Source organism: Pseudomonas sp. RC10 (assembly GCF_038397775.1).
Taxonomy (GTDB): Bacteria; Pseudomonadota; Gammaproteobacteria; order Pseudomonadales; family Pseudomonadaceae; genus Aquipseudomonas; species Aquipseudomonas bambusae.
The window spans coordinates 4,046,382-4,065,536 of record NZ_CP151650.1 but is presented as its reverse complement, the minus strand read 5'-3'; the positions used below and the strand labels follow the sequence as shown (position 1 = coordinate 4,065,536).

At 60.9% G+C, this 19,155-nt stretch carries 17 protein-coding genes; 9 read left to right on the top strand and 8 right to left on the bottom strand.

Annotated elements, in window-relative coordinates:
• The first annotated feature begins 40 nt into the window (after window positions 1–40).
• A complete protein-coding gene (locus AAEO81_RS18585; protein ID WP_341958458.1) occupies window positions 41–919 on the top strand; it encodes a sugar phosphate isomerase/epimerase family protein in 879 nt (292 codons plus the stop codon).
• 73 nt (window positions 920–992) lie between these two features.
• Complete coding sequence (locus AAEO81_RS18580) at window positions 993–2,588, top strand: GMC family oxidoreductase N-terminal domain-containing protein (RefSeq protein ID WP_341958457.1); 1,596 nt, start codon at window positions 993–995, stop codon at window positions 2,586–2,588.
• Window positions 2,589–2,648: 60 nt separating this feature from the next.
• On the opposite strand, the gene AAEO81_RS18575 is transcribed toward AAEO81_RS18580, so the two are convergent.
• The 6 genes from AAEO81_RS18575 to AAEO81_RS18550 all read right to left on the bottom strand — a co-directional run bounded on the left by AAEO81_RS18575 (window position 2,649) and on the right by AAEO81_RS18550 (window position 9,316).
• On the bottom strand, window positions 2,649–3,386 hold the full coding sequence (locus tag AAEO81_RS18575; RefSeq protein ID WP_341958456.1) for an SDR family NAD(P)-dependent oxidoreductase: 738 nt from the start codon (window positions 3,384–3,386) through the stop codon (window positions 2,649–2,651).
• Between the two features lie 71 nt (window positions 3,387–3,457).
• Window positions 3,458–4,276: an ABC transporter permease gene (locus tag AAEO81_RS18570; RefSeq protein ID WP_341958455.1), complete on the bottom strand. Its 819-nt coding sequence runs from the start codon at window positions 4,274–4,276 to the stop codon at window positions 3,458–3,460.
• 13 nt (window positions 4,277–4,289) lie between these two features.
• The gene (locus AAEO81_RS18565) at window positions 4,290–5,543 is read right to left on the bottom strand and encodes an ABC transporter permease (RefSeq protein ID WP_341958454.1); all 1,254 of its coding nucleotides are present in this window, start codon (window positions 5,541–5,543) and stop codon (window positions 4,290–4,292) included.
• A 71-nt stretch (window positions 5,544–5,614) separates the two neighbouring features.
• Window positions 5,615–6,667, bottom strand: coding sequence for an ABC transporter substrate-binding protein (locus AAEO81_RS18560; RefSeq protein ID WP_341958453.1), 1,053 nt, complete (start codon window positions 6,665–6,667; stop codon window positions 5,615–5,617).
• Between the two features lie 151 nt (window positions 6,668–6,818).
• Window positions 6,819–7,925 (bottom strand): ABC transporter ATP-binding protein, encoded by a 1,107-nt coding sequence (locus AAEO81_RS18555; protein WP_341958452.1) that lies wholly within the window; start codon window positions 7,923–7,925, stop codon window positions 6,819–6,821.
• Window positions 7,925–9,316 (bottom strand): aminotransferase, encoded by a 1,392-nt coding sequence (locus AAEO81_RS18550; protein ID WP_341958451.1) that lies wholly within the window; start codon window positions 9,314–9,316, stop codon window positions 7,925–7,927. Before AAEO81_RS18550 ends, AAEO81_RS18555 begins: the two co-directional genes overlap by 1 nt.
• Window positions 9,317–9,502: 186 nt before the next feature.
• Here AAEO81_RS18550 and AAEO81_RS18545 point away from each other — a divergent pair, with 186 nt between their 5' ends.
• From AAEO81_RS18545 to AAEO81_RS18530, 4 genes are all read left to right on the top strand, one after another.
• Window positions 9,503–10,387: a transketolase gene (locus AAEO81_RS18545; RefSeq protein ID WP_341958450.1), complete on the top strand. Its 885-nt coding sequence runs from the start codon at window positions 9,503–9,505 to the stop codon at window positions 10,385–10,387.
• Window positions 10,384–11,394 carry a transketolase C-terminal domain-containing protein gene (locus AAEO81_RS18540; protein WP_341958449.1) on the top strand — a complete coding sequence of 337 codons (1,011 nt, stop codon included), beginning with the start codon at window positions 10,384–10,386 and terminating at the stop codon, window positions 11,392–11,394. The genes AAEO81_RS18545 and AAEO81_RS18540 overlap by 4 nt, the downstream gene beginning before the upstream one ends.
• Window positions 11,384–12,667 (top strand): aspartate aminotransferase family protein, encoded by a 1,284-nt coding sequence (locus AAEO81_RS18535; RefSeq protein WP_341958448.1) that lies wholly within the window; start codon window positions 11,384–11,386, stop codon window positions 12,665–12,667. The genes AAEO81_RS18540 and AAEO81_RS18535 overlap by 11 nt, the downstream gene beginning before the upstream one ends.
• Before the next feature lie 161 nt (window positions 12,668–12,828).
• Window positions 12,829–13,503, top strand: coding sequence for a GntR family transcriptional regulator (locus AAEO81_RS18530; protein WP_341958447.1), 675 nt, complete (start codon window positions 12,829–12,831; stop codon window positions 13,501–13,503).
• 102 nt (window positions 13,504–13,605) lie between these two features.
• Here the strand turns inward: AAEO81_RS18530 and AAEO81_RS18525 are convergent, their stop codons facing one another.
• Both AAEO81_RS18525 and AAEO81_RS18520 read right to left on the bottom strand, forming a co-directional pair.
• The gene (locus AAEO81_RS18525) at window positions 13,606–14,847 is read right to left on the bottom strand and encodes an MFS transporter (protein ID WP_341964565.1); all 1,242 of its coding nucleotides are present in this window, start codon (window positions 14,845–14,847) and stop codon (window positions 13,606–13,608) included.
• 308 nt (window positions 14,848–15,155) lie between these two features.
• On the bottom strand, window positions 15,156–16,142 hold the full coding sequence (locus AAEO81_RS18520; RefSeq protein WP_341958446.1) for an ABC transporter substrate-binding protein: 987 nt from the start codon (window positions 16,140–16,142) through the stop codon (window positions 15,156–15,158).
• Between the two features lie 606 nt (window positions 16,143–16,748).
• Here AAEO81_RS18520 and AAEO81_RS18515 point away from each other — a divergent pair.
• From AAEO81_RS18515 to AAEO81_RS18505, 3 genes are read left to right on the top strand one after another with little or no spacing between them, the layout of a single operon-like run.
• The gene (locus AAEO81_RS18515) at window positions 16,749–17,597 is read left to right on the top strand and encodes an ABC transporter ATP-binding protein (RefSeq protein WP_341958445.1); all 849 of its coding nucleotides are present in this window, start codon (window positions 16,749–16,751) and stop codon (window positions 17,595–17,597) included.
• A gap of 31 nt (window positions 17,598–17,628) precedes the next feature.
• Window positions 17,629–18,378: an ABC transporter permease gene (locus tag AAEO81_RS18510; RefSeq protein WP_341958444.1), complete on the top strand. Its 750-nt coding sequence runs from the start codon at window positions 17,629–17,631 to the stop codon at window positions 18,376–18,378.
• Between the two features lie 5 nt (window positions 18,379–18,383).
• On the top strand, window positions 18,384–19,115 hold the full coding sequence (locus AAEO81_RS18505; RefSeq protein WP_341958443.1) for an ABC transporter permease subunit: 732 nt from the start codon (window positions 18,384–18,386) through the stop codon (window positions 19,113–19,115).
• Window positions 19,116–19,155: the final 40 nt, after the last annotated feature.

The window sequence follows — 19,155 nt, the reverse complement described above, 5'->3', positions numbered from 1 at the left end:
CCGCAGAACCCCTGTCACAGGTTTGGGAGGGTTTATGGACATGCAAAAAAACATCCTGGCACTGCATTCCACGGTCGCCAGACATTCGCCGCTGGCCATCGATCTCGACATCGCCAGAACAGTGGGTTTCGACGCCGTGGAAATGTACAGCGGCAAGCTGGAGGCCTATCTGGCGGCGGGCTTCTCGGAGGCCGACCTGAAGACCCTTTTGAGCGATGTGCGGGTCACCGGCATCGGGTACCTCAGGGACATCGAGCGGCAAGGTGCTGAACGCGACGACATGCTTCAGGAAGCCGAGCGGCTGTTTCAGCTGGCGAATCTCGCGGGGGCCAAAGGTGTTCAGGTGCTGACAGGCCCGATCAACGTGCAGGCCGTCCTCGATATTCAGCAGCGTGGGCGCAGCGATCACTACACGGGGCTGGTCGGACGCTCCCAGGCCGACCAGTTGGCGCTCACCGCAAAAAACCTGGCGGCCCTCGCGGATCTGGCCAGCCAGTACGGCGTTCTGCTTTACCTGGAGGCGCTGTCATGGACGCCGCTCAACCATCTGCATCAGCAGTTGGAGCTGGTCGACCGCGCTGGCCGCGACAACATCAAGCTGGTGGTCGACTACTGGCATTATTTCACCGCCGGGGTGACGCCAGATGACGTCGCGCGGCTGGACAAGGACGTTATCTATGGCGTGCACATCTGCGATTCGTTGCCGTTCGATGGCGGCACGCCCGATGAAGGGGTGCTGCGCAATATCCCCACGGGGCAGGGCGTCCTGAATCTTCAGGACTGGACGGACGCCGTCAAGGCCACCGGCTATGAGGGCTGGTGGAGCTGTGAGCTGTTCTGCACCCGGCAGCAGCAAAGCAACAGCTACGACGTGGCGGCGAACCTCAAAACACTCATGAGCGCACTGGTCGGACGCTAAGCCGACCGGCTGCGCTCACTGGGCTGCGCCGCAGGGCCAGCCTCGCTTTCAATCAGAACAGGTCGGGGTCTTCATGGTGGATTTCATTGTTATTGGCGGTGGTTCGACGGGCTGCACGATCGCGTCGAGGTTGAGCGAAGACGCGTCGGCATCGGTCGTCCTGTTCGAAGAGGGGCCACGAGATCGCAGCCCCTACATCCACATCCCCGGCGCTTATTACAAAACGGCGCAAGGTCCGTTGCTCAAGCGCTATGAGTGGGAGCCCACCGATGAGCAACGTCGCACCGAGACGCCGACCATGGTCCAGGCCAGCGTGCTCGGCGGCGGCAGTTCAGTGAACGCGATGATCTACATTCGTGGTGTACCCGCCGATTACGACGGATGGGCCGCGCAAGGTGCCGCTGGCTGGTCGTATAAGGACGTGCTGCCGTATTTCAAGAAGGCCGAAGACAACGAGCGTTTCTGCAACGATGTTCACGGCGTCGGTGGGCCGTTGGGCGTGTCCGATCCGATCAACGTGCACCCGCTGACCAAGGTGTGGCTGCAGGCCTGTCAGCAATATGGCCTGCCGTACAACGAAGATTTCAACTCTGGCACGCCGCAAGGTTGCGGGCTGTATCAGATCACGGCGAAGAACGGCTGGCGAAGCAGTGCGGCGGTGGCGTACCTGACGCCTGCTCGCGCGCGCAAGAACCTGACCGTGAAGACCTCGTGCAAGGTGCTGCGCATCCTGATGCAGGGCACCAAGGCCGTTGGCGTGGAGTACATGCAGGACGGCAAGCACCAGGTCATGCACGCCGCCAAAGAGGTCATCCTTTCGGCAGGGGCGATCAACTCGCCGCGCTTGCTCATGCTCTCGGGCATCGGCCCTGCTGCGCACCTTGAAAAGCAGGGCATTCGCGCGATTCAGGACGTGCCCGGCGTGGGGCAAAACCTTCAGGACCACATCGAAATCTCGCTGGTGTACGAGTTGACCGGCCCCCACAGCTACGACAAGTACAAGAAGCTGCACTGGAAGGCCGTGGCGGGTCTGCAATACGCGCTGTTCAGGCAAGGACCGGCCGCGTCGAACCTGATCGAGGGCGGCGCGTTCTGGTGGGGCGACAAGGCGTCGACGAATCCGGACATTCAGTACTTCATGGTGGTCGGTGCCGGTATCGAAGAGGGCGTCGACTCGGTGCCCGGCGGCAACGGCTGCACCTTGAACCTTGGGCAGATTCGCCCGCGCTCCCGGGGTTACGTCGAGCTGTATTCGTCTGATCCTTCAAGCCCGCCGCGCATCGTGCCCAACTATTTTTCCGACCCGTATGACATCGAAGCGCTGGTGGACGGCTGCATGGTCGGCGAGGAAATCATGTCCCAGGCGGCGTTCAAACCTTACATTGCCCGGCGCCATGTGCCCGACGGCGCCCAGCGCACCCGGGCAGAGATGAAGGCGTTCTGCATCGAGCACGCCCACGCCGCGTTGCACCCTTCTGGCACCTGCCGCATGGGCGTCGATGCGCAGTCGGTGGTCGGGCCGGACCTGAAGGTCCATGGCATTCAGGGGTTGCGCGTTGCCGATGCCTCCATCATGCCGACCCTGATTTCAGGCAACCCGAATTCGGTGTGCATCATGATTGGCGAGAAGGCGGCGGATTTGATTCGCCGCGACGCCCACACCGGATGAATACGTGCGTTCAGGCTCAGGCGACTGACAAAACCTCAGCACGCCTGCCGACCCCGGTCACTACAGGGACTTTGGCGACAGCAATCCGGCTGTCTCACCCCCGTCGACCGTGAGGGTGGTGCCGTTCACGTAGCTGGCTCCCGGTGAAAGCAGCCAGCAAATGGCGTCAGCGACTTCCGTGGCCGATGCCAGGCGACCTTCCGGGATTCGCGCGGTCAGGGCTGCAAGGCGGGCTTCGTCGTTGACGATTTTGTCCATCATGCGCGTGGCGATCTGGCCGGGGCAGACCGCGTTGAAACGCACTTGCCCGCCATATTCCAGGGCCAATGCCTGGGTCAGCCCGAGAAGGGCGGCTTTGCTGGCGCAGTAGGTGGCCAGCCCTTGTTCCCCGGTTTTGCCCGCGATGGAGGAGACGTTCACCACGGCGCCACGGCCAGCGATCAGACCTGGCAGCGCGTGTTTTGTGTAGAAGAACACCGAGCGCGTATTGACGGCGAACAGCGTGTCCCACTCTTGCTGGGTGGTCTCGGTAAACGCTTTGCGACCGGACATGCCTGCGTTGTTGACCAGGCCTGCCAGCTTGCCGTCGCTCAATTGCAGTGCCGTTGCGACGACGTTGCGGCATTCGTCTTCATTCACGACATCGCCCGGGACGAACGTGCAGTGGGGCAGGCGCGCCGCCAATTGGGCGCCTGCCGTTTCATCGCGTCCGGTGAACACCACCGGGTGGCCAAGGCTGACGAGTTTTTCCACGGTTGCGGCGCCGATGCCTTGGGTGCCGCCTGTGACGATGTACATGGTACTGCTCCTGAAAGTATCGCCGGCCATGGTCAGGCCGGCGGCTGTGAAAGAAGACGTGGCGCTGAAAGTCAGGCGGCCGGTTGATTCAAGGTTCTGCTTGAGCGCAACGAGAGCCAGGTCGTGGCCAACAGACCCGCCAGACCCACCACCAGCAGGAACGATGACATCGCGACAATCGACGGGTCGATGGTGTCACGAATGCCATCGAACATCTGCCGTGGCAGCGTGCGCTGGCCGGGCCCACCGATGAACAGCACGACGACGATCTCGTCGAACGATGTCATGAAGGCAAACAGCGCGCCCGAGATCACGCCCGGCGCAATGATCGGCAGCGCGACGTTGATGAAGGCGCGCAGCGGCGATGCCCCCGACATTGCAGCGGCCTTCAGCAGGCTCATGTCCAGACCTTGCAGGCTGGCGGCGACGTTGATCAGGACGAAGGGGGTCGCGAGCACGGTGTGAGCCAGAATCATCCCGGTCAGCGTGCCTGTCAGGCCCAGTTGGCCGAACAGAAAATACATGCCCAGCCCGGAAATCACTGGCGGAATGATCATCGGCGAAATCAACAGCGCCAGCACGTTGGTCGCGCCAGGCAGGTTGCGCCGTGCGAATGCCAGCGCTGCCAGGGTGCCCAATAACGTGGCCAGCAACGTCGCGGCGCAACCAACCAGCAGGCTGTTGCGCAAGGCCTGGAGCCAGGGACCGGCACTGAAGACTTTTTCATACCAGCGCAAGGACAGCCCCGGCAGCGGATAGGACAGGAACGTGCTGCTGCTGAAGGAGATCGGCACCACGGCCAGCAACGGCACGATCATGAAAACGATCATGACGATTCCGAACAGACGCAGCAGATTGCGGCTGATGAAGCACAGGGTGAAATGGTTCATGGCAGGTTCCCGATTACGTGAGACCGGCGATCTGGCGGATGCCGACCAGCCGAGCGGCGACCAGGTAGATCGCCATGACGCAGAAGATCAACACCAGTCCCAGTGCCGAGGCCATGCCCCAGTTCACCGTGGTGTTGGTATAGAAGGCGATGAAATAGCCGAGCATCTGTTCCCGTGCACTGCCCACCAGCGTGGGGGTGACGTAGTAACCGGCCGCGACGATGAAGGTCAGCAGCGTGCCGGAACCGATGCCCGTGAGGGTCATGGGCAAATAAACATGCAGGAACCCGCGCACCGGATGCGCACCCAGGGACCCCGACGCGCGCATGTAGTGGGCCGGAATGCCTTTCATCACGCTGTACAGCGGCAGCACGGTGAAAGGCAGCAGGATGTGGACCATGACGATGTACACCCCCAACGCATCGAAGATCATCGGCAGCGGTTGCTCAATCAGGCCCAGTTTGAGCAGCAGGGTGTTGACGATGCCTTTCTCCTGCAGCACCACGATCCAGGCAGTGGTTCGGGCCAACAGTGATGTCCAGAAGGGCAGCATCACCGCCAGAATCAGCAGCATCTGAAACCCTCGCGACGCTTTGACCAGCAGGACGGCGAATGGAAACCCCAGCAACAGGCACAACACAGACACGACAAACGCGATCTTCAAGGTCTTGAACGTGAGGTCCAGGTACACCCGCTTTTCCGGCGCGACGCGCTGAATACCGTGGGCCGTGCGTTCCAGGTCGAGGGCGCTGAGCAGGTAATAAGAGGTGTAGGCCGGTGATGCGCGCTCAAACGCCTCCCACAGCTCAGGCGTTGACCAGCGAGGGTCGATGGCGGTCAGGCGTGCGCGGGGCGATTCACTGCTGACCGGTTGCTGATTGGCGGGCCACTGGTAGCGGCGAGCGGTGGCGGTGATCAGAAAACGGTAGCCACTGTTTTCGTAGTTCATGCGCCGCGCGGCTTCACCCACAGCGCCCAGATTCTCGACGTGGATGAAGTCCTGCTCGATCGCCGCGAACACGGCATCGCTCGGCAAGCCGGGGCTTTCGCTCCGCGCTTGCTGCTCCAGTGCGTGAACCGTGCGTGGGAACGCATGAATCAGCTCCGGGTTGCTGACGGCGCGGTACAGCATCATGCCGATGGGGAGAACGAAAAAGACGGCGGTGTAGATCAACAGGGGCAACAGCAGCAACACCGAGACGAGGCGTTTCTGTCGACTCGACTTCTGGTGGGCGCTTGCAAGTGATTCCAGCGCAGGGGCGGACATAGTGGCTGACCTCGGAATTCGATGGCAGCGGCTTCGGGTGAACGAAGCCGCCATTCAAGCAAAGGACGGGCTTACTTCGCCGCCCAATTGGTGAAGCGCGCCATCAGGTCTTCCTCGTAGTTGACCCAGAAAGGCGTGTCGAGCAGCAAGGCGTTTTCCAGGTTGGCGGGGGCGGTGGGCAAATTGCTCAGCGTCTGTTTGTCCAGTGCAGCCTGGGCCTTGGCGTTGACGATGCCGTAGGGGATCGCTTGAGCGAAGGCGGTCTGGGCTTTCGGGCTGACCATGTAGTCGAGCAGGGCGTAGCTGTCTGCGAGGTTTGGCGTGCCCTTGATGATCGTCCAGTAATCCATGCTGTAGAGCTGCTGGTTCCAGATCAGGGGGAAGTGTCCGCCTTGCTGGTTGGCGATGGCGATCCGACCGTTATAGGCGGCCGTGACCGCAACGCTGCCGGACGACAGCCATTCAAGGGGTTGAGCGCCGGTTTCCCACCATTGGATGTAGGGTTTGATCTCATCCAGCTTGGCGAAGGCGCGATCCTGACCGGCCTTGGTCGCCAGTACCGTGTAGACATCGGCAGGCTTGACGCCGTCGGCCATGAGGGCGATTTCCAGCGTCATGCGCGCTTGCTTGCGCAGGCCACGCTTGCCGGGCCACTTCTTGACGTTCCAGAAATCGGCCCAGGTTTTCGGGCCATCGCTGGCAAACTTTTTGTTGTCGTAGGTCATGACTTCCGACCAGACAATCGCGCCGACCCCGCACGGTGCGAACTTGTCCGAGGGGATGTCGGCGGCGTTGCTCAGCTTGCTGTGATCCAAGGGCTCCAGCAGGCCTTGCTCGCAGGCCAGGGCCATTTCGTTTTCGTCCATCTGCACCACGTCCCACGTGGGGTTGCCGGACTGGACCATGGCTTTCTGTTTGGCAATGCCGCCATCGTAGGTGTCTTGCACCACAGGTTTACCGCTTTGTGCAGCATAGGGCTTGAAGTAGGCCTTATCGAACGCTTCCTGAGTGGCGCCACCGAAGCCGACAGCGGTCAGGTCTCGGGCCTGCACGGCGTGGCTGGCAAGCAAAGTGGCGGCGCAAATCGAACAGACCAGTGCGGTGCGACGGAATATCGAGGACATGTTTGTCCCTCCTGCTGTTTGAGGATGTAAAAGGAAGACAAGGTTCACAAACGGGCAGTGACGAACTAAACGGTGTCAGGGATGGTGTGCATGGTTGCCTCTCGGATCGTTATTGTTGTCGAGACTTATCGTTATCAGGTGCAGCGGTGGATCAGCTCAATTCAAAGAGATGGGCGTCGTCGGTACTCCAGTCAAAGCCGGTCATCTGGCCGGGTCGCAGTTGTTTGAAAAGGGCGTTGTTGGGCACTTTCACAATCAGCGCGTGCTGGTTGCTCAGGCGCAGATGCACGCGCAGGTGGTCGCCGAGGTAAACGGTGTCGGTCACCGTGGCCTGCCAGGGCATACTTGCCATGGGGCCGAGGCGAATGTTCTCCGGACGGATGACCAGCTCAACGCGTTCAGGACGCCGGCCCTTGAGCGCTTTTGTAGAGCCGGTGACCTGCAGGCCGTTTTCCAGGATCACTTCACAGGTCTGCTCATCGCGAGGCCGGGCGGCGCCGATCAGCACGTTGTTCTCGCCGATGAAATTGGCGACATAGGCGTTTTCCGGGTGTTCGTACAACGCCGTCGGCGAGCCGATTTGCGCGATGTCGCCCTGATGAAACACGGCCACCCGATCAGACATCGTCAGCGCTTCGCTCTGGTCGTGGGTCACGTAGACGATGGTCACACCCAAGGATTTGTGCAGTTGCTTGATCTCGTACTGCATGTGCTCGCGCAGGTTCTTGTCCAACGCGCCCAGCGGCTCGTCCATCAGAATGATTTCCGGCTCGAAGACCATCGCTCTCGCCAGAGCGACGCGCTGCTGCTGACCACCGGAAAGCTCGGTGATGCGCCGTTGCTGCATGCCATGCAGCTGCACCATGTCGATGGCGCGCTTGACCTTGGCCTGTAAGTCCGAGCGATTGAGGCCGCGCATTTTCAGGGGGTAGGCGAGGTTTTCCTCGACACTCATGTGGGGGAACAGCGCGTAATTCTGAAACACCATGCCCATGCCCCGTTGATGGGCCGGTTTTTTCTGGATCGGCGTGCCACCCATGAGAATCTCGCCCCGGGTCGGGGTCTCGAAACCGGCGAGCATCATCAGCGTCGTGGTCTTGCCGGAGCCCGAGGCGCCGAGCAGGGTCAGGAATTCGCCCCGGCTGATGCCCAGGTTCAGATCCTTGATGACCAGCGATTTGCCGTCATAGCTTTTCTGAACGCCGTTGAACTCGATCAAGGGCAAGGTGGTTTGAGGGACTGCGGCCTTGGCGTTCATCACAGTGACAACCCGTTGGCCAAGGCGACGACATCCAGCGCGCGCGTCAGGCGGGCGACCAGCTCGGTGATCTCGTCGGCGGTGATGATGAACGGCGGCGCGAGGGCGATGGAGTCCCCCATGTTGCGCACGATCAGGCCTTGTTCCCGGGCCGCCCGCTCGACTTGCGCGCCAATGCCGATGTGCGCCGGGAAGGACGCACGGGTCGTTTTGTCCGCGACCAGTTCCAGCCCGGCCACCAGGCCGATGCCGCGCAGCTCGCCGATCAGTGGGTGCGCCAGCAAGGGTTCCAGTCGTTGGTGCAGCAGGTGGCCCAGCTCCTCGGTGCGTTGCGGCAAGTGCATTTCCTGGTAGATGGTCAGGGTTTCCAGCGCGACAGCGGCCGCCACGGGATGACCCGAATAGGTGAAGCCGTGACCGAAACCGCCGAGTTGCTGGCTCTGCTCCTCGATGGCCTGATAGACATTCCCCGCGACCACCACACAGGAGATGGGTTGATAACCCGAAGACAGGCTCTTGGCGCAGGCCATCATGTCCGGCGTGAAGCCCAGGGTCTGATGACCGAACCAGCGACCGGTGCGACCAAACCCGCAGATGATTTCGTCGGCCAGGAACAGAATGTCGTGCTTTTTCAGCAGCGCCTGAACGCCTGCGAAGTAGCCCGAAGGAGGGACGATCACCCCACCGGCGCCCATCACCGGTTCCGAGATGAACGCGGCGATGGTGTCGGCGCCTTCCGTTTCGATGCGTCGCTCCAGTTCCCGCAACAGGCGCTCGGTGAATTGCGCCTCGCTTTCGCCCTCGGTGCCGTAGCGGTAGAAGTGCGGGCATTGCACATGCAAGACGCTGTTTTCCAGCGGCAAGCCGAACGCCGCGTGCATGTTGGGCAACCCCGACAGGCTGGCGCCCATCACCGTCGAACCGTGAAAACCTTTCTGGTGGGCAATCACCTTGCGCTTGCCGCCCTTGCCGCGCGCCCGATGGTACGCCCAGGCGAGCTTGATCATCGAATCGTTGGCTTCCGAACCCGAACAGGCGAAGAAAATCTTCGGCTGTTCAAACGGCACCAGGCTGGCAATGCGTTCGGCCAACTGTGCGACCACATTCGGCACCCGGTGATTGAAGGTGTGGTAGTAGGGCAGCACGGCCATCTGACGCTGCGCCGCTTCCACCAGCCGAGGGTTGGAAAACCCAAGCCCCGCGCACCACAAGCCCGACATCCCTTCGATGTAATCGCGGCCGTGTTCATCGGTCACGTAAATCCCTGACCCACGCTCGATGACCAGTGGGCCCTGTTGCTGATGCGCCCGCAGATTGGTCTGCGAATGCAGGTGGAAGCGCACGTCCGTGCGGGCCAGTTCGGTTAAGGGAAGGGTGGTTTCCTGCATCATGAAAAGCCTCGTTGAGCGTTACTGATCACTTATAACTTATATGATTGACACCGAAATTGGCGCCGCGCAAGCCCTCGGCGAGAAAAAATAAAACGCCAATCGGTGGTTGATTCTACAAAATATAACTTATAAGTTGTAAGAAGAAGGCCGCATCAGGCCTCGATCAACCCACTCAGGAGTGCCCTCATGCCCGCTGAAAATCGTGCGGTTCGTGATCCCGTAATGCCGTTGACGCCCGAGCAGATCGCTCGTCTGAAAGAGCGCGCACTGTTCGTGCGCCTGGAGACGGTGCGGCTGATTTCCATCGCCAAGGTTGGCCACTACACCTCGGTGTTTTCGTGTGCCGAGATTTTCTCCGCGCTCTACTACGACGCCATGCGCCTGAAACGCGGCGAGCCCAAGTGGCCGGGACGCGACCGTTTTCTGATGGGCAAGGGCCACGCTGCCGTCGGCCTCTACCCGCTGTTGGCTGACTGGGATTTCTTCGACAAGGCCTGGCTGGATGACTACACACGCTTGGGCAGCCCACTGGGCGATCACCCGGACATGCGCAAGGTGCCCGGGGTGGATTTCAGTTCGGGGTCCATTGGCCACGCGTTATCGGGCGGCCTGGGCATGGCACTGGGCGGGCGGTTACGGGGCGATGCATTCGACGTCTACGTGCTGCTGGGCGACGGCGAGATGCAAGAGGGGCAGGTCTGGGAGGCCGCATTGGCGGCTGCGCATCACAAGACCGGCAACCTGATCGCCATCGTTGATCGCAACGGCTATCAGCTCGACGGCAAGGTCGATGACGTCGTGGGCATCGAACCGCTGGCAGACAAATGGCGGGCCTTCGGTTGGGACGTCCGGGAAGTGGACGGCCATGACGTGGCCGCCGTGGCGATGTTGTTCCGGGAGTTGAAGGCCGAGCCTGCGCGGGAACGGCCGGTCTGCGTGATCGCCCTGACCGCCAAGGGCAAGGGTGTGGAGTACATGGAAACCGAACCCGGCTGGCATCTGGGCTGGCTTGCCCCGGAAGACGAAGTGCTGGCCATCGAAGAAATCAAAGCCAATGGAGGTGTTCAATGAGTGCGCCAGTCAACCCGAAAAGCTGGCAGTACCGCCAACTGAACGCGATCAATCCGGGGCTCGATTATTTATCGGAAGGGCTGCTGGATCTGGTTGCCGACGGCCATCCCATCGCTGTCGGGACGGCCGACCTGCAATACTCCAACGGCCTGAACCGCTTCGCCGAGAAACACCCGGATCTGTTCATCCAGTTTGGTATCGCCGAGCAGAACATGGTCAGCGCCGCAGCCGGTATCGCCACCACCGGGACCATGCCGTTCGTGGCGACCTTCGCGTCATTCCTGGCGTTGTTGTGCTGTGAACAGATCCGCATGGACGTGGCGTATTCGGCGTTGCCGGTGCGTCTGATCGGCCATCACACCGGCATCAGCCTCGGCTTTTATGGCACCTCGCACCACGCCACTGAAGACATCGCGATCATGCGCAGCATCGCCGATCTCACGGTGGTTGCTCCGGCAGACGGTCCGCAGCTCGCAGCCGCGATTCGCGCCTCGATTCACCATCCGCAGCCGATTTATTTCCGCATCGGACGCGGCCAGGAACCGTCTGTTTATCCTGACGACGTTGCCTTCGAGTTTGGCAAAGCCATCGTGCATGCCGTGGGCCGCGACGTGACGCTGATTGCCACCGGCAGCATGCTGCACCCGACCCTGGAAGCCGCCAAAGCACTGACCGAAAGCGGTCTTGCGGTCGGCGTGATCGACATGCACACCCTCAAGCCCATCGACCGCGAGGCGATCCTCAACGCTGCCGCCGCAACGAACCTGCTGATCACCGTGGAAGAGCACAACGTCCTCGGCGGACTGGGGGGCGCTGTGGCCGAAGTGCTGGCCGATGAGGGCGCCGGTGTGCGTCTGGTTCGCCATGGCATTCATGACGAATACAGCCTTATTGCGCCGCCGACCCATCTCTACCGGCATTACCGGCTGGACGCGCCAGGCATCGAAGCGGTGACCCGCGAGGCCTTGGCCAACATTTCAGGCAAGGAGCAGCGCCATGTCGGCTAATCAAGCGTGGTATGCCCGTGCCGAAAAAGTGCTGCCAGGGGGTCATCTCAGTCCCAGCCGCAAGCTTGGACAACCCTATGCGTTCGTGCGCGCAGAAGGGGCCTACCTGTTCGACGCCGACGGTCAACGCCACACAGACTTTCATTGCGGATTCGGCGCCCATGTGCTGGGTCACGGGCATCCGGCAATCCGTGATCGGGTCTTCGAAGTTGCACAGCGCATGGACCTGATGGGCGCAGGCATCACCGACCTGGAAGTCGAAGTGGCGGAGACGCTGGTCGGTCACATTCCCTGCGCCGAGCAGATTGCGTTTTGCAACAGCGGCTCGGAGGCGACCTATCACGCGTTGCGCCTCGCGCGTGCAGCCACGGGGCGCAAGCGGATCATCAAGTTTCAAGGTGGCTACCACGGCTGGCACGATTACGTCGCCATGAACGGCCAGACCGCCAGAGACAGGATCGGTCAATTCGATCCGATGTCCGATGGCATTCTCCACGCCGCCGCCGAGTACACGGCTGTTCTTCCGTACAACGATGCCGAAGCGGTCGAGCGATACCTCAAGGCTCATCCGGAGGAGGTGGCCGCAATTATCGTCGAGCCCATCGCTCACAACATGGGGGCGGTGGCGGCGACGGACGCTTTTCTTAAAGACCTGCGCAGCCTGACACGCGACCATGGCGTCGTGCTGATCTTCGATGAAGTGATCACCGGTTTCAGGCACGCGCTGGGCGGCTATCAGTCGATCATTGGGGTGACACCGGATTTGGCCACGTTCGGCAAGGCGGCTTCGTCGGGCTATCCCGTGGGGTTCATTGCCGGCAAACGCGAGTTGATGCACTTGATCGGTTTGACCGGTCCCAAGGGCGTCTTCATGGGCGGCACCTGCAATGGCACCCCTTCAACGCTGGCGGCGGTGCAGGCCACCCTCGAAGAACTGGCGCGCCCCGGGACGTACGAGAAGCTGTTCGCCTTGGGTGATTACATGCGCGCACAACTGGACATCATCGTGCAACGCTTGGGCATTCCGGCACAAAGCGCCGGTTATGGTTCGGCCTGGCTGCTGTATTTTTTCGAGGGGCCGTACCGGCAGTACACCGATCTGCTGCGCAACGATGACGCGCGCGACATGGCCTTTCGTCAGCGCCTGATCGAGAAACGGCACATCTTCCAGCCGATGCAACTCAAGCGACTGTACCTGTCGACCGCGCACACACGGGAGATACTGGATGAGTCCCTTGGCGTGATTGAGGATGTCTTGAAAACGCTGGTCTAGCCGCTCATGTCGTGATGCGCCGAAGACGGCATTGCAGCCGCCTTTGGCGTTGGGCACCCATCGGCACCTCAGTGCCTATATGTTATAAGTGGCGCCTTATCGCGTATGGGTGTGCAAGCCGTAGTACCGCCATCCGGGACCGAAACCATCAGGAGCTCACTGTGCAGATTCAACCCTTGGAGCAAGGCAACCTGTCCGCTCGGGCGTATTTTTCGATTCGCGAAGGACTGATCGCTGGAAACTTCAAGCCGGGGGAGCGGTTGGTCATGCAGGACCTCGCAGAACGACTGGGAACCAGCGTCACGCCTGTGCGCGAAGCCTGTCTTCGGCTGGTCAGCGAACGCGGTCTGGAACTTCGCTCTGGCCGGTTTGCAACGGTGCCGGCATTGACCCGCGCGCGGTATCTGGAGGTTCGGACCATCCGCATGGCGCTGGAAGGGCTGGCCGCCGAAATGGCCACGCACAACGTGACTGAAGCCGACCTGGCCAGGCTTCTGGCGCTTCACAATTTGTTCGAAGAAGCGGATCGAAACAACGACGGCCTGGCGGCGATGCACCACAACCGTGAGTTTCACTTCACGCTCTACAGGCTGTCGGGCATGGACATGCTCACCGCTCAGATCGAGGGCTTGTGGGTCTCCATGGGGCCGATCCTGAATCTGTTCTATACCTTCGGCCACAACTCTTACATCGGGGCCGATGAACACATGGTGCTGATGGATGCGTTGCGCGATAAAAAACCCGCCAAGGCCCGCAAGGCCATTGCTGATGACATCCTGCGCGGCGGTGTCAGCATTCTGAAATTCATTGATGAAACCGAGGAGAAACTGGCCTGATCAGGGCCTCTCCGCAGGCCGTGACCGCGCTGCAATGCTCATCGCAGCCGGTCCGCGGATCAGGTTTCCAGCGCGCTACGCAGGAAACCCGGCCTTCGCGCCTTAGTGCTGACTGACCACAACCGAGGCGTCAGCATCCCCCGACTGGCTGTTGCTGACGTTACGTCCCAGCACCAGCACCGTCGCCAGACCGCAGCCCACCAACGCCGTCGCCAGGCTCATCAACACCGAGCTGCCCAGTTGGTCGACGATCTGCCCGCCGAAGAACGAACCCAGCGCAATGATCACCTGGAACATCGCGACGAACAGCGGCATGCCGCGTTCGACATCTTTGGGGGCCACGACGAACATCCAGATACTGGCGCAGGCCGGGAAGGCGCCGAAGGCAAAGCCCCAGAGCGCGATCAGCATGGCAGCGCCCGTCAGGCCGGTGGCGAAGTACGGGAACAACGCGGTGCTGACCCCAATCAGCACCGCGACCAGCATCAGCGTGTGGCGCACGCTGCGGTTGGCAGCGAAACCGGCAAAGATGTTACCCATGACCCCGGCGATGCCATAGAGCAGCAGCAACGAACCAATGGTCGGGCCGTCGAAACCGGCGCTGTGTTTGAAGAAGGGCGCGACGTAGGTGTAGGCGGCGAAGTGCGCCAGGCCGATCAGCAGGACCGCGATCAGTCCCACCCTTGCTTGTGGATTGATGAAGAGGGCCGGGAGGTCACTGATGCGAATGGCTTTGTCCGGATTGAGTCTCGGCAGCAGGAAAAGCTGCGCCAGCAATACCGGGACACCCAGCAGTGCGGTCACCAGAAAGGTCATGCGCCAGCCCATCAGTTCGCTCAGCCAGGTGCCGACCGGCACGCCCAGCACCGTGGCCAGGGTCACGCCCACCATGATGATCGACGTCGCTTGCGCCACGCCTACGCCTTTGGGGGCCAGACGGCCGCTCAGGGCAATCGCCGTGGCCCAGAACCCGCCGATGCTGACGCCCAGAAGCACGCGACCGAACAGCAGCAGACTGAAGTCGCTGGCATAGGCCACGACCGAGTTGGCGATGATCATAATCAGCGTCAGGCCGATCAACAGGTAACGACGGTCCATGGCGCCAATGCCCACCGACAACAACGGCGCGGCGAGGGCGGCCATGATGCCGGGCAGGGTCACCATCAGGCCGGCGTGGCCCGCACTGATGCCCAGGTCGCGCGCAACGTCGTTGAGCACGCCGACCGGAAGAAACTCGCTGGTGACCAGGGCAAAGGCGCCGACGGCGACCGAGAGAATCGCCAGCCACTGCTGTTTGACGCTCTGCTGATTGTGTTCGGGCGGGGTATGACTGGCGCTTGGCATGGTTTCGAATTCCAAGGAAGAGTGTCGCCTCAAGGAGGCGCAGCAGCGGGGGAAAAGAGGAGGGGATTGTAGGAGTCAGCTTTCGAGCGCCAACAGGCGAGCGGTTCGATAGTCATCATCAGTACGATTGATAAGACCCTTCGGAACGCCCTGAATAGAGCCTCTCGCGGGTGCCGTCGGCGGACCTGCCCCGAGAGAGGGTGCTCAACACTGATCGCCAATGGCCGCCTCCGGGCCTTGAAAAAAACGACGGCCCGTCGTCTGTCATACAGGCAAACGGGCCGTTCGCAGGGGAGCATCAGCCGTGATTAATGCTGCAAGTCGCTCGGCAGGTAGGATTTGTCCATGATGGCAGCCCAGTCCACCGTGCCTTTGAGTTCGCCGTTGAGTCTCAGGCCGTCGGCCATGCGCTCCAGTTCGACCGTGTTGAAATCACCCTCGCTCCACATGTGGGGCGCGATCATATTGTCCACGGCTTCCTTGGCGATGGCCGGCTCCAGCTTGAAGCTCTTGGCGAGGATGTCGGCAGCCTGCTGCGGGTTGTCGTAGATGGCTTTGACGCCCAGTCGGCGGCCTTCTATGATTGCTCGCAGTTTGTCGGGGTGAGCCTTGGCGAATTCGCGGGTGGTGATCCCCACCGACGTCGTCATCGGCGGCAGCAAGTCGCTGGACTTGTAGAGCGTGGTGTACTGATCTTTGCGCAGGATCGACAGAGGCTCGATCTGCACGGCCGCGTCCACGGCTTTCTGATCCAGCAACGTCAGGCCGTTCACGTAGCCGCCGGAGGCCACTCGGGTCACTGTGTCCGCGTCGATGCCCTTGGCTTTGAGCGACATCAGCAGCAGCATTTCCGAGACACCCTTGGGCGAGGTGATCGCGACTTTTTTCCCTTCCAGTTGAGCGATGTCCTTCACCGGAGAACCCTTGAGGGTCACGACCGAAGATTCGGCCACCGAGCGGGTGCCGATGTTGACGATGACCAAATCAAGCCCCTGACGCTGGGCGGCAAGCGCTGCGGCCACGGCCACTTCACCGTAGGGCGTATCGCTTGCCAGAATATTGCGCACGGTGGTGCCGCCACCGCCCGATCCCAGAATGCCCGTGATATCGATACCTGCCTTCTTGAACAACCCGGTCTCCATCGCCACGGCATAAGGGAGGCCATAAAGGCTTGTTCCCCATTGGGTCACCGAAATCTCGTCGGCGTGCGCAGACGTGGCGATCAGCGACAACATCGCCAGACCGGCTGCGGCGAACTTTCGGGTCGAGTGCAAAAGGGCTTGCTGTGCAGTCATTCTTGAAACTCCTATTGGCTTCAGGGTGCATGGGGCATGGCAAGAGGGAGGCGAGGTGTCGTTATTATTCGTTTCTGTACGCTATTAACTGCGGTCAGCAAAATGCAGGCCAAGGGCGTTTTCTGAATAAGGCCTTTTACAGTCTTAAGCATTAACACGCTGATAATCATGAACTTAAATTGTTTTTAGTGTTTTTCGCCAAAACGGCCGCGTGTCGCATTGAATCAGTGTGTACGTTGCTTTTTGTCGGCAGTTGCGCGCACGGCTCGCTGACCGGAAGACGGGTGAGTTCGTCCCGTTTTAGTGCGATTGTACGGACGGCAGCACTAAGCTGGAGCGAGTAGCGTACACATTGCAATCGATTAACTTTCTGTTTATAGCGCTAGTTTTTCTCGTACTCAGTTATCGGCTTTAAAATCAGATTTTATCTTTGTTAGATCCTTATAAATCAACTGCTTAATTGAATGTTGTCGTTACTTCAATGCGAGTTTTTATTTCTTGGCAGCGATCTTGCTGTGTCCTTCATATGTAGCGTATGCATTATAAGTTGAGCGCTTTCAGCCTTGGCGGGCTCAGGGCTTACCAGCGAATCTGGAGGAGTGAAGCATGACCTTTGCATTGAAGGGTGGGTCGGTTGAACCGTTAAGGGCGGCCCCGGAATCTCGCACGGCGCACGTCACTCTGAGTCAGGTGACTCGCTCGTTCAAAAAGGCGGGTACGCGTGAACTGTTTGCAGCGCTCGGGCCCATCGACCTGACGCTGAACAAAGGTGAATTCTTCTCCGTTGTCGGCCCCTCCGGGTGCGGCAAATCCACATTGATGGACGTCCTGTCCGGCCTTGCGCGACCGACCTCGGGCGAGGTGATGTTCGAAGGCAAGGTCATTTCCAGCGTGCCAGACGGCGTGGGCGTGGTGTTTCAGGAGGATGCGTCGTTTCCCTGGCTGAACGTGCGCGACAACATCGCTTTCGGCCTGCGTCGCAGTGGCGTCGATGGCCCCGAAGTGGAGCGTCGGGTGGCCTACGCATTGGGGTTCATGGGCCTGCGGGATTTCGCGACTGCCTACCCCGCGCAACTTTCCGGAGGCATGCGACAGCGGGTGTGCATCGCCCGTACGTTGGTCATGCAGCCGCGCCTGATTCTGATGGACGAACCCTTCGGTGCGCTGGACCAGCAGACGCGCTTGTTGATGGGGGACGAACTGCTGCGGTTGTGGCGCGAAACGTCCGCCACTGTGTTGCTGATCACCCACGCGCTGGACGAAGCCGCGATGCTCTCGGATCGCGTCGGCGTGATGTCCTCACGGCCAGGGCTGTTCATTGACATGGTGGACACCGGTTGGGATCGCGACCGCGACAGCCGCGTGGTGTCCACGCCACGCTTCGGTGAGATCAATTCCCGTCTCTGGGAGAAGTTGCGCGTGGAAACCATGAAGGTCATGGGCACCCAGCACTGATCCGGTCGGGCCATCTAGCGAGGACGTCGAGTTGAATATCGAAAGCGTGCTGCGATCTGCATTGGTCGCAAGCTTCATCGGGTTGATCGAGCTGCTGTGCCGGACGCACATCATCCCTCAAAGCGTGTTGATTCCACCCTCGCAAATGCTCACGCATCTGTTGGCACTGGTGTCGTCGGGGCATTACGGCGCCGACATTCTGTTCAGTTTCACCAACATTCTGGTGTCGGCGTTCATCGCGGTCATCAGCGGGTTCTTCATTGGCCTGGCGGTGCATTCGATGCCGCGTTTTCGGGCGGCCCTGGAACCGTTGCTGGCGAGCTATTACGCCGTCCCGACGTTCATTTTCTACCCCGTATTCATCGTGGTTTTCGGTGTCGGTCACGGCTCGATCATCGCCATCGCGGTGCTGCTGGCCATCGTCGCCATGATCACCGCCACGCTGACCGGGCTTGATCGTATCCCCAAGGTCTTGCGCAAGAGCGCTGCGGTCATGCGCATGTCCAGGCTTGAGACGGCGTACCGCATCGAGCTGCCCGCCGCGCTGCCGTACCTGTTCGGCGGGGTGAAACTGGCGGTGGCCTACGCCTTCATCGGCGTCATAGCCTCCGAGTTCATCCTCTCAGGTTCCGGGATCGGCTACGCCATTGCCTTTGCCTACAACAATTTCGAGAGCGACAACATGTACGCCCTCATGTTGCTGGTGTTGATCAGTGTCACGCTGATCAACGCGCTGCTCAATTTCATGGACCGTCGCCTGCAAGCGCGTCGTCAACGGTGAATACCATGCAAAGAATGGTTCCGACGTTTTTACTGGTCATGACCCTGATTGCCGCCTGGCAGGTGTTGCACCTCATGATTGGGGCTGGCGCGCTGACCTCGCCCTGGATGACGCTCACACACCTGATTTCAATGATGGGCACGGCCGAGCTGTGGGCCAACGTGGGGGCGACCGCCAAGGCGTTCGCCTACGCCATGAGCCTGGCATTGATCGGCGGCATCGTGCTGGGCGTGTTACTGGGCATCAATCGTCTCGCCGGTGCGGTCGCCGAACCGATTCTGCTGAATCTGTACGCGATCCCCAAAGTGACGCTCTACCCGCTGGTCTTGCTGTGTTTCGGCCTGGGGCTTTCGTCGAAAGTGGCGTTCGGCGTCATGCACGGTCTGATTCCCATTCTGTTGTTCACCATGAACGCCATTCGCCAGATGCGACCGGTGTACCTGCGCACCGCCGGGACCCTGCGCCTGAGCCCCCTCCAATCGCTGTTCCACGTTCTGCTGCCCGCGATCCTGCCGGAAATCCTGGCCGGCGTACGGCTGGGTTTTGCGCTGACGTTGCTGGGGGTGCTGATCGGCGAAATGTTCGCTTCTCAACGGGGGCTGGGCTACCTGGCGGTCAACGCGATGGGGCTGGGGGATATCCCGACCATCATGGCCGTCGCCTTGTTGCTCACCGTCATCGCCGTCACCTGCAACAGCCTGATGCTGCTGCTCGACAAAAAATTGCAGCACCGATAACCGACCTTCACCGAACTGTATCCACACATAGGGGTAACCA

Coding starts and splice junctions, on each gene's coding strand:
- AAEO81_RS18570 (WP_341958455.1), bottom strand. CDS start 4,276: ATGAACCATTTCACCCTGTGCTTCATCAGCCGCAATCTGCTGCGTCTG.
- AAEO81_RS18585 (WP_341958458.1), top strand. CDS start 41: ATGCAAAAAAACATCCTGGCACTGCATTCCACGGTCGCCAGACATTCG.
- AAEO81_RS18565 (WP_341958454.1), bottom strand. CDS start 5,543: ATGTCCGCCCCTGCGCTGGAATCACTTGCAAGCGCCCACCAGAAGTCG.
- AAEO81_RS18515 (WP_341958445.1), top strand. CDS start 16,749: ATGACCTTTGCATTGAAGGGTGGGTCGGTTGAACCGTTAAGGGCGGCC.
- AAEO81_RS18575 (WP_341958456.1), bottom strand. CDS start 3,386: ATGTACATCGTCACAGGCGGCACCCAAGGCATCGGCGCCGCAACCGTG.
- AAEO81_RS18545 (WP_341958450.1), top strand. CDS start 9,503: ATGCCCGCTGAAAATCGTGCGGTTCGTGATCCCGTAATGCCGTTGACG.
- AAEO81_RS18525 (WP_341964565.1), bottom strand. CDS start 14,847: ATGCCAAGCGCCAGTCATACCCCGCCCGAACACAATCAGCAGAGCGTC.
- AAEO81_RS18580 (WP_341958457.1), top strand. CDS start 993: ATGGTGGATTTCATTGTTATTGGCGGTGGTTCGACGGGCTGCACGATC.
- AAEO81_RS18520 (WP_341958446.1), bottom strand. CDS start 16,142: ATGACTGCACAGCAAGCCCTTTTGCACTCGACCCGAAAGTTCGCCGCA.
- AAEO81_RS18535 (WP_341958448.1), top strand. CDS start 11,384: ATGTCGGCTAATCAAGCGTGGTATGCCCGTGCCGAAAAAGTGCTGCCA.
- AAEO81_RS18505 (WP_341958443.1), top strand. CDS start 18,384: ATGCAAAGAATGGTTCCGACGTTTTTACTGGTCATGACCCTGATTGCC.
- AAEO81_RS18555 (WP_341958452.1), bottom strand. CDS start 7,925: ATGAACGCCAAGGCCGCAGTCCCTCAAACCACCTTGCCCTTGATCGAG.
- AAEO81_RS18560 (WP_341958453.1), bottom strand. CDS start 6,667: ATGTCCTCGATATTCCGTCGCACCGCACTGGTCTGTTCGATTTGCGCC.
- AAEO81_RS18550 (WP_341958451.1), bottom strand. CDS start 9,316: ATGATGCAGGAAACCACCCTTCCCTTAACCGAACTGGCCCGCACGGAC.
- AAEO81_RS18540 (WP_341958449.1), top strand. CDS start 10,384: ATGAGTGCGCCAGTCAACCCGAAAAGCTGGCAGTACCGCCAACTGAAC.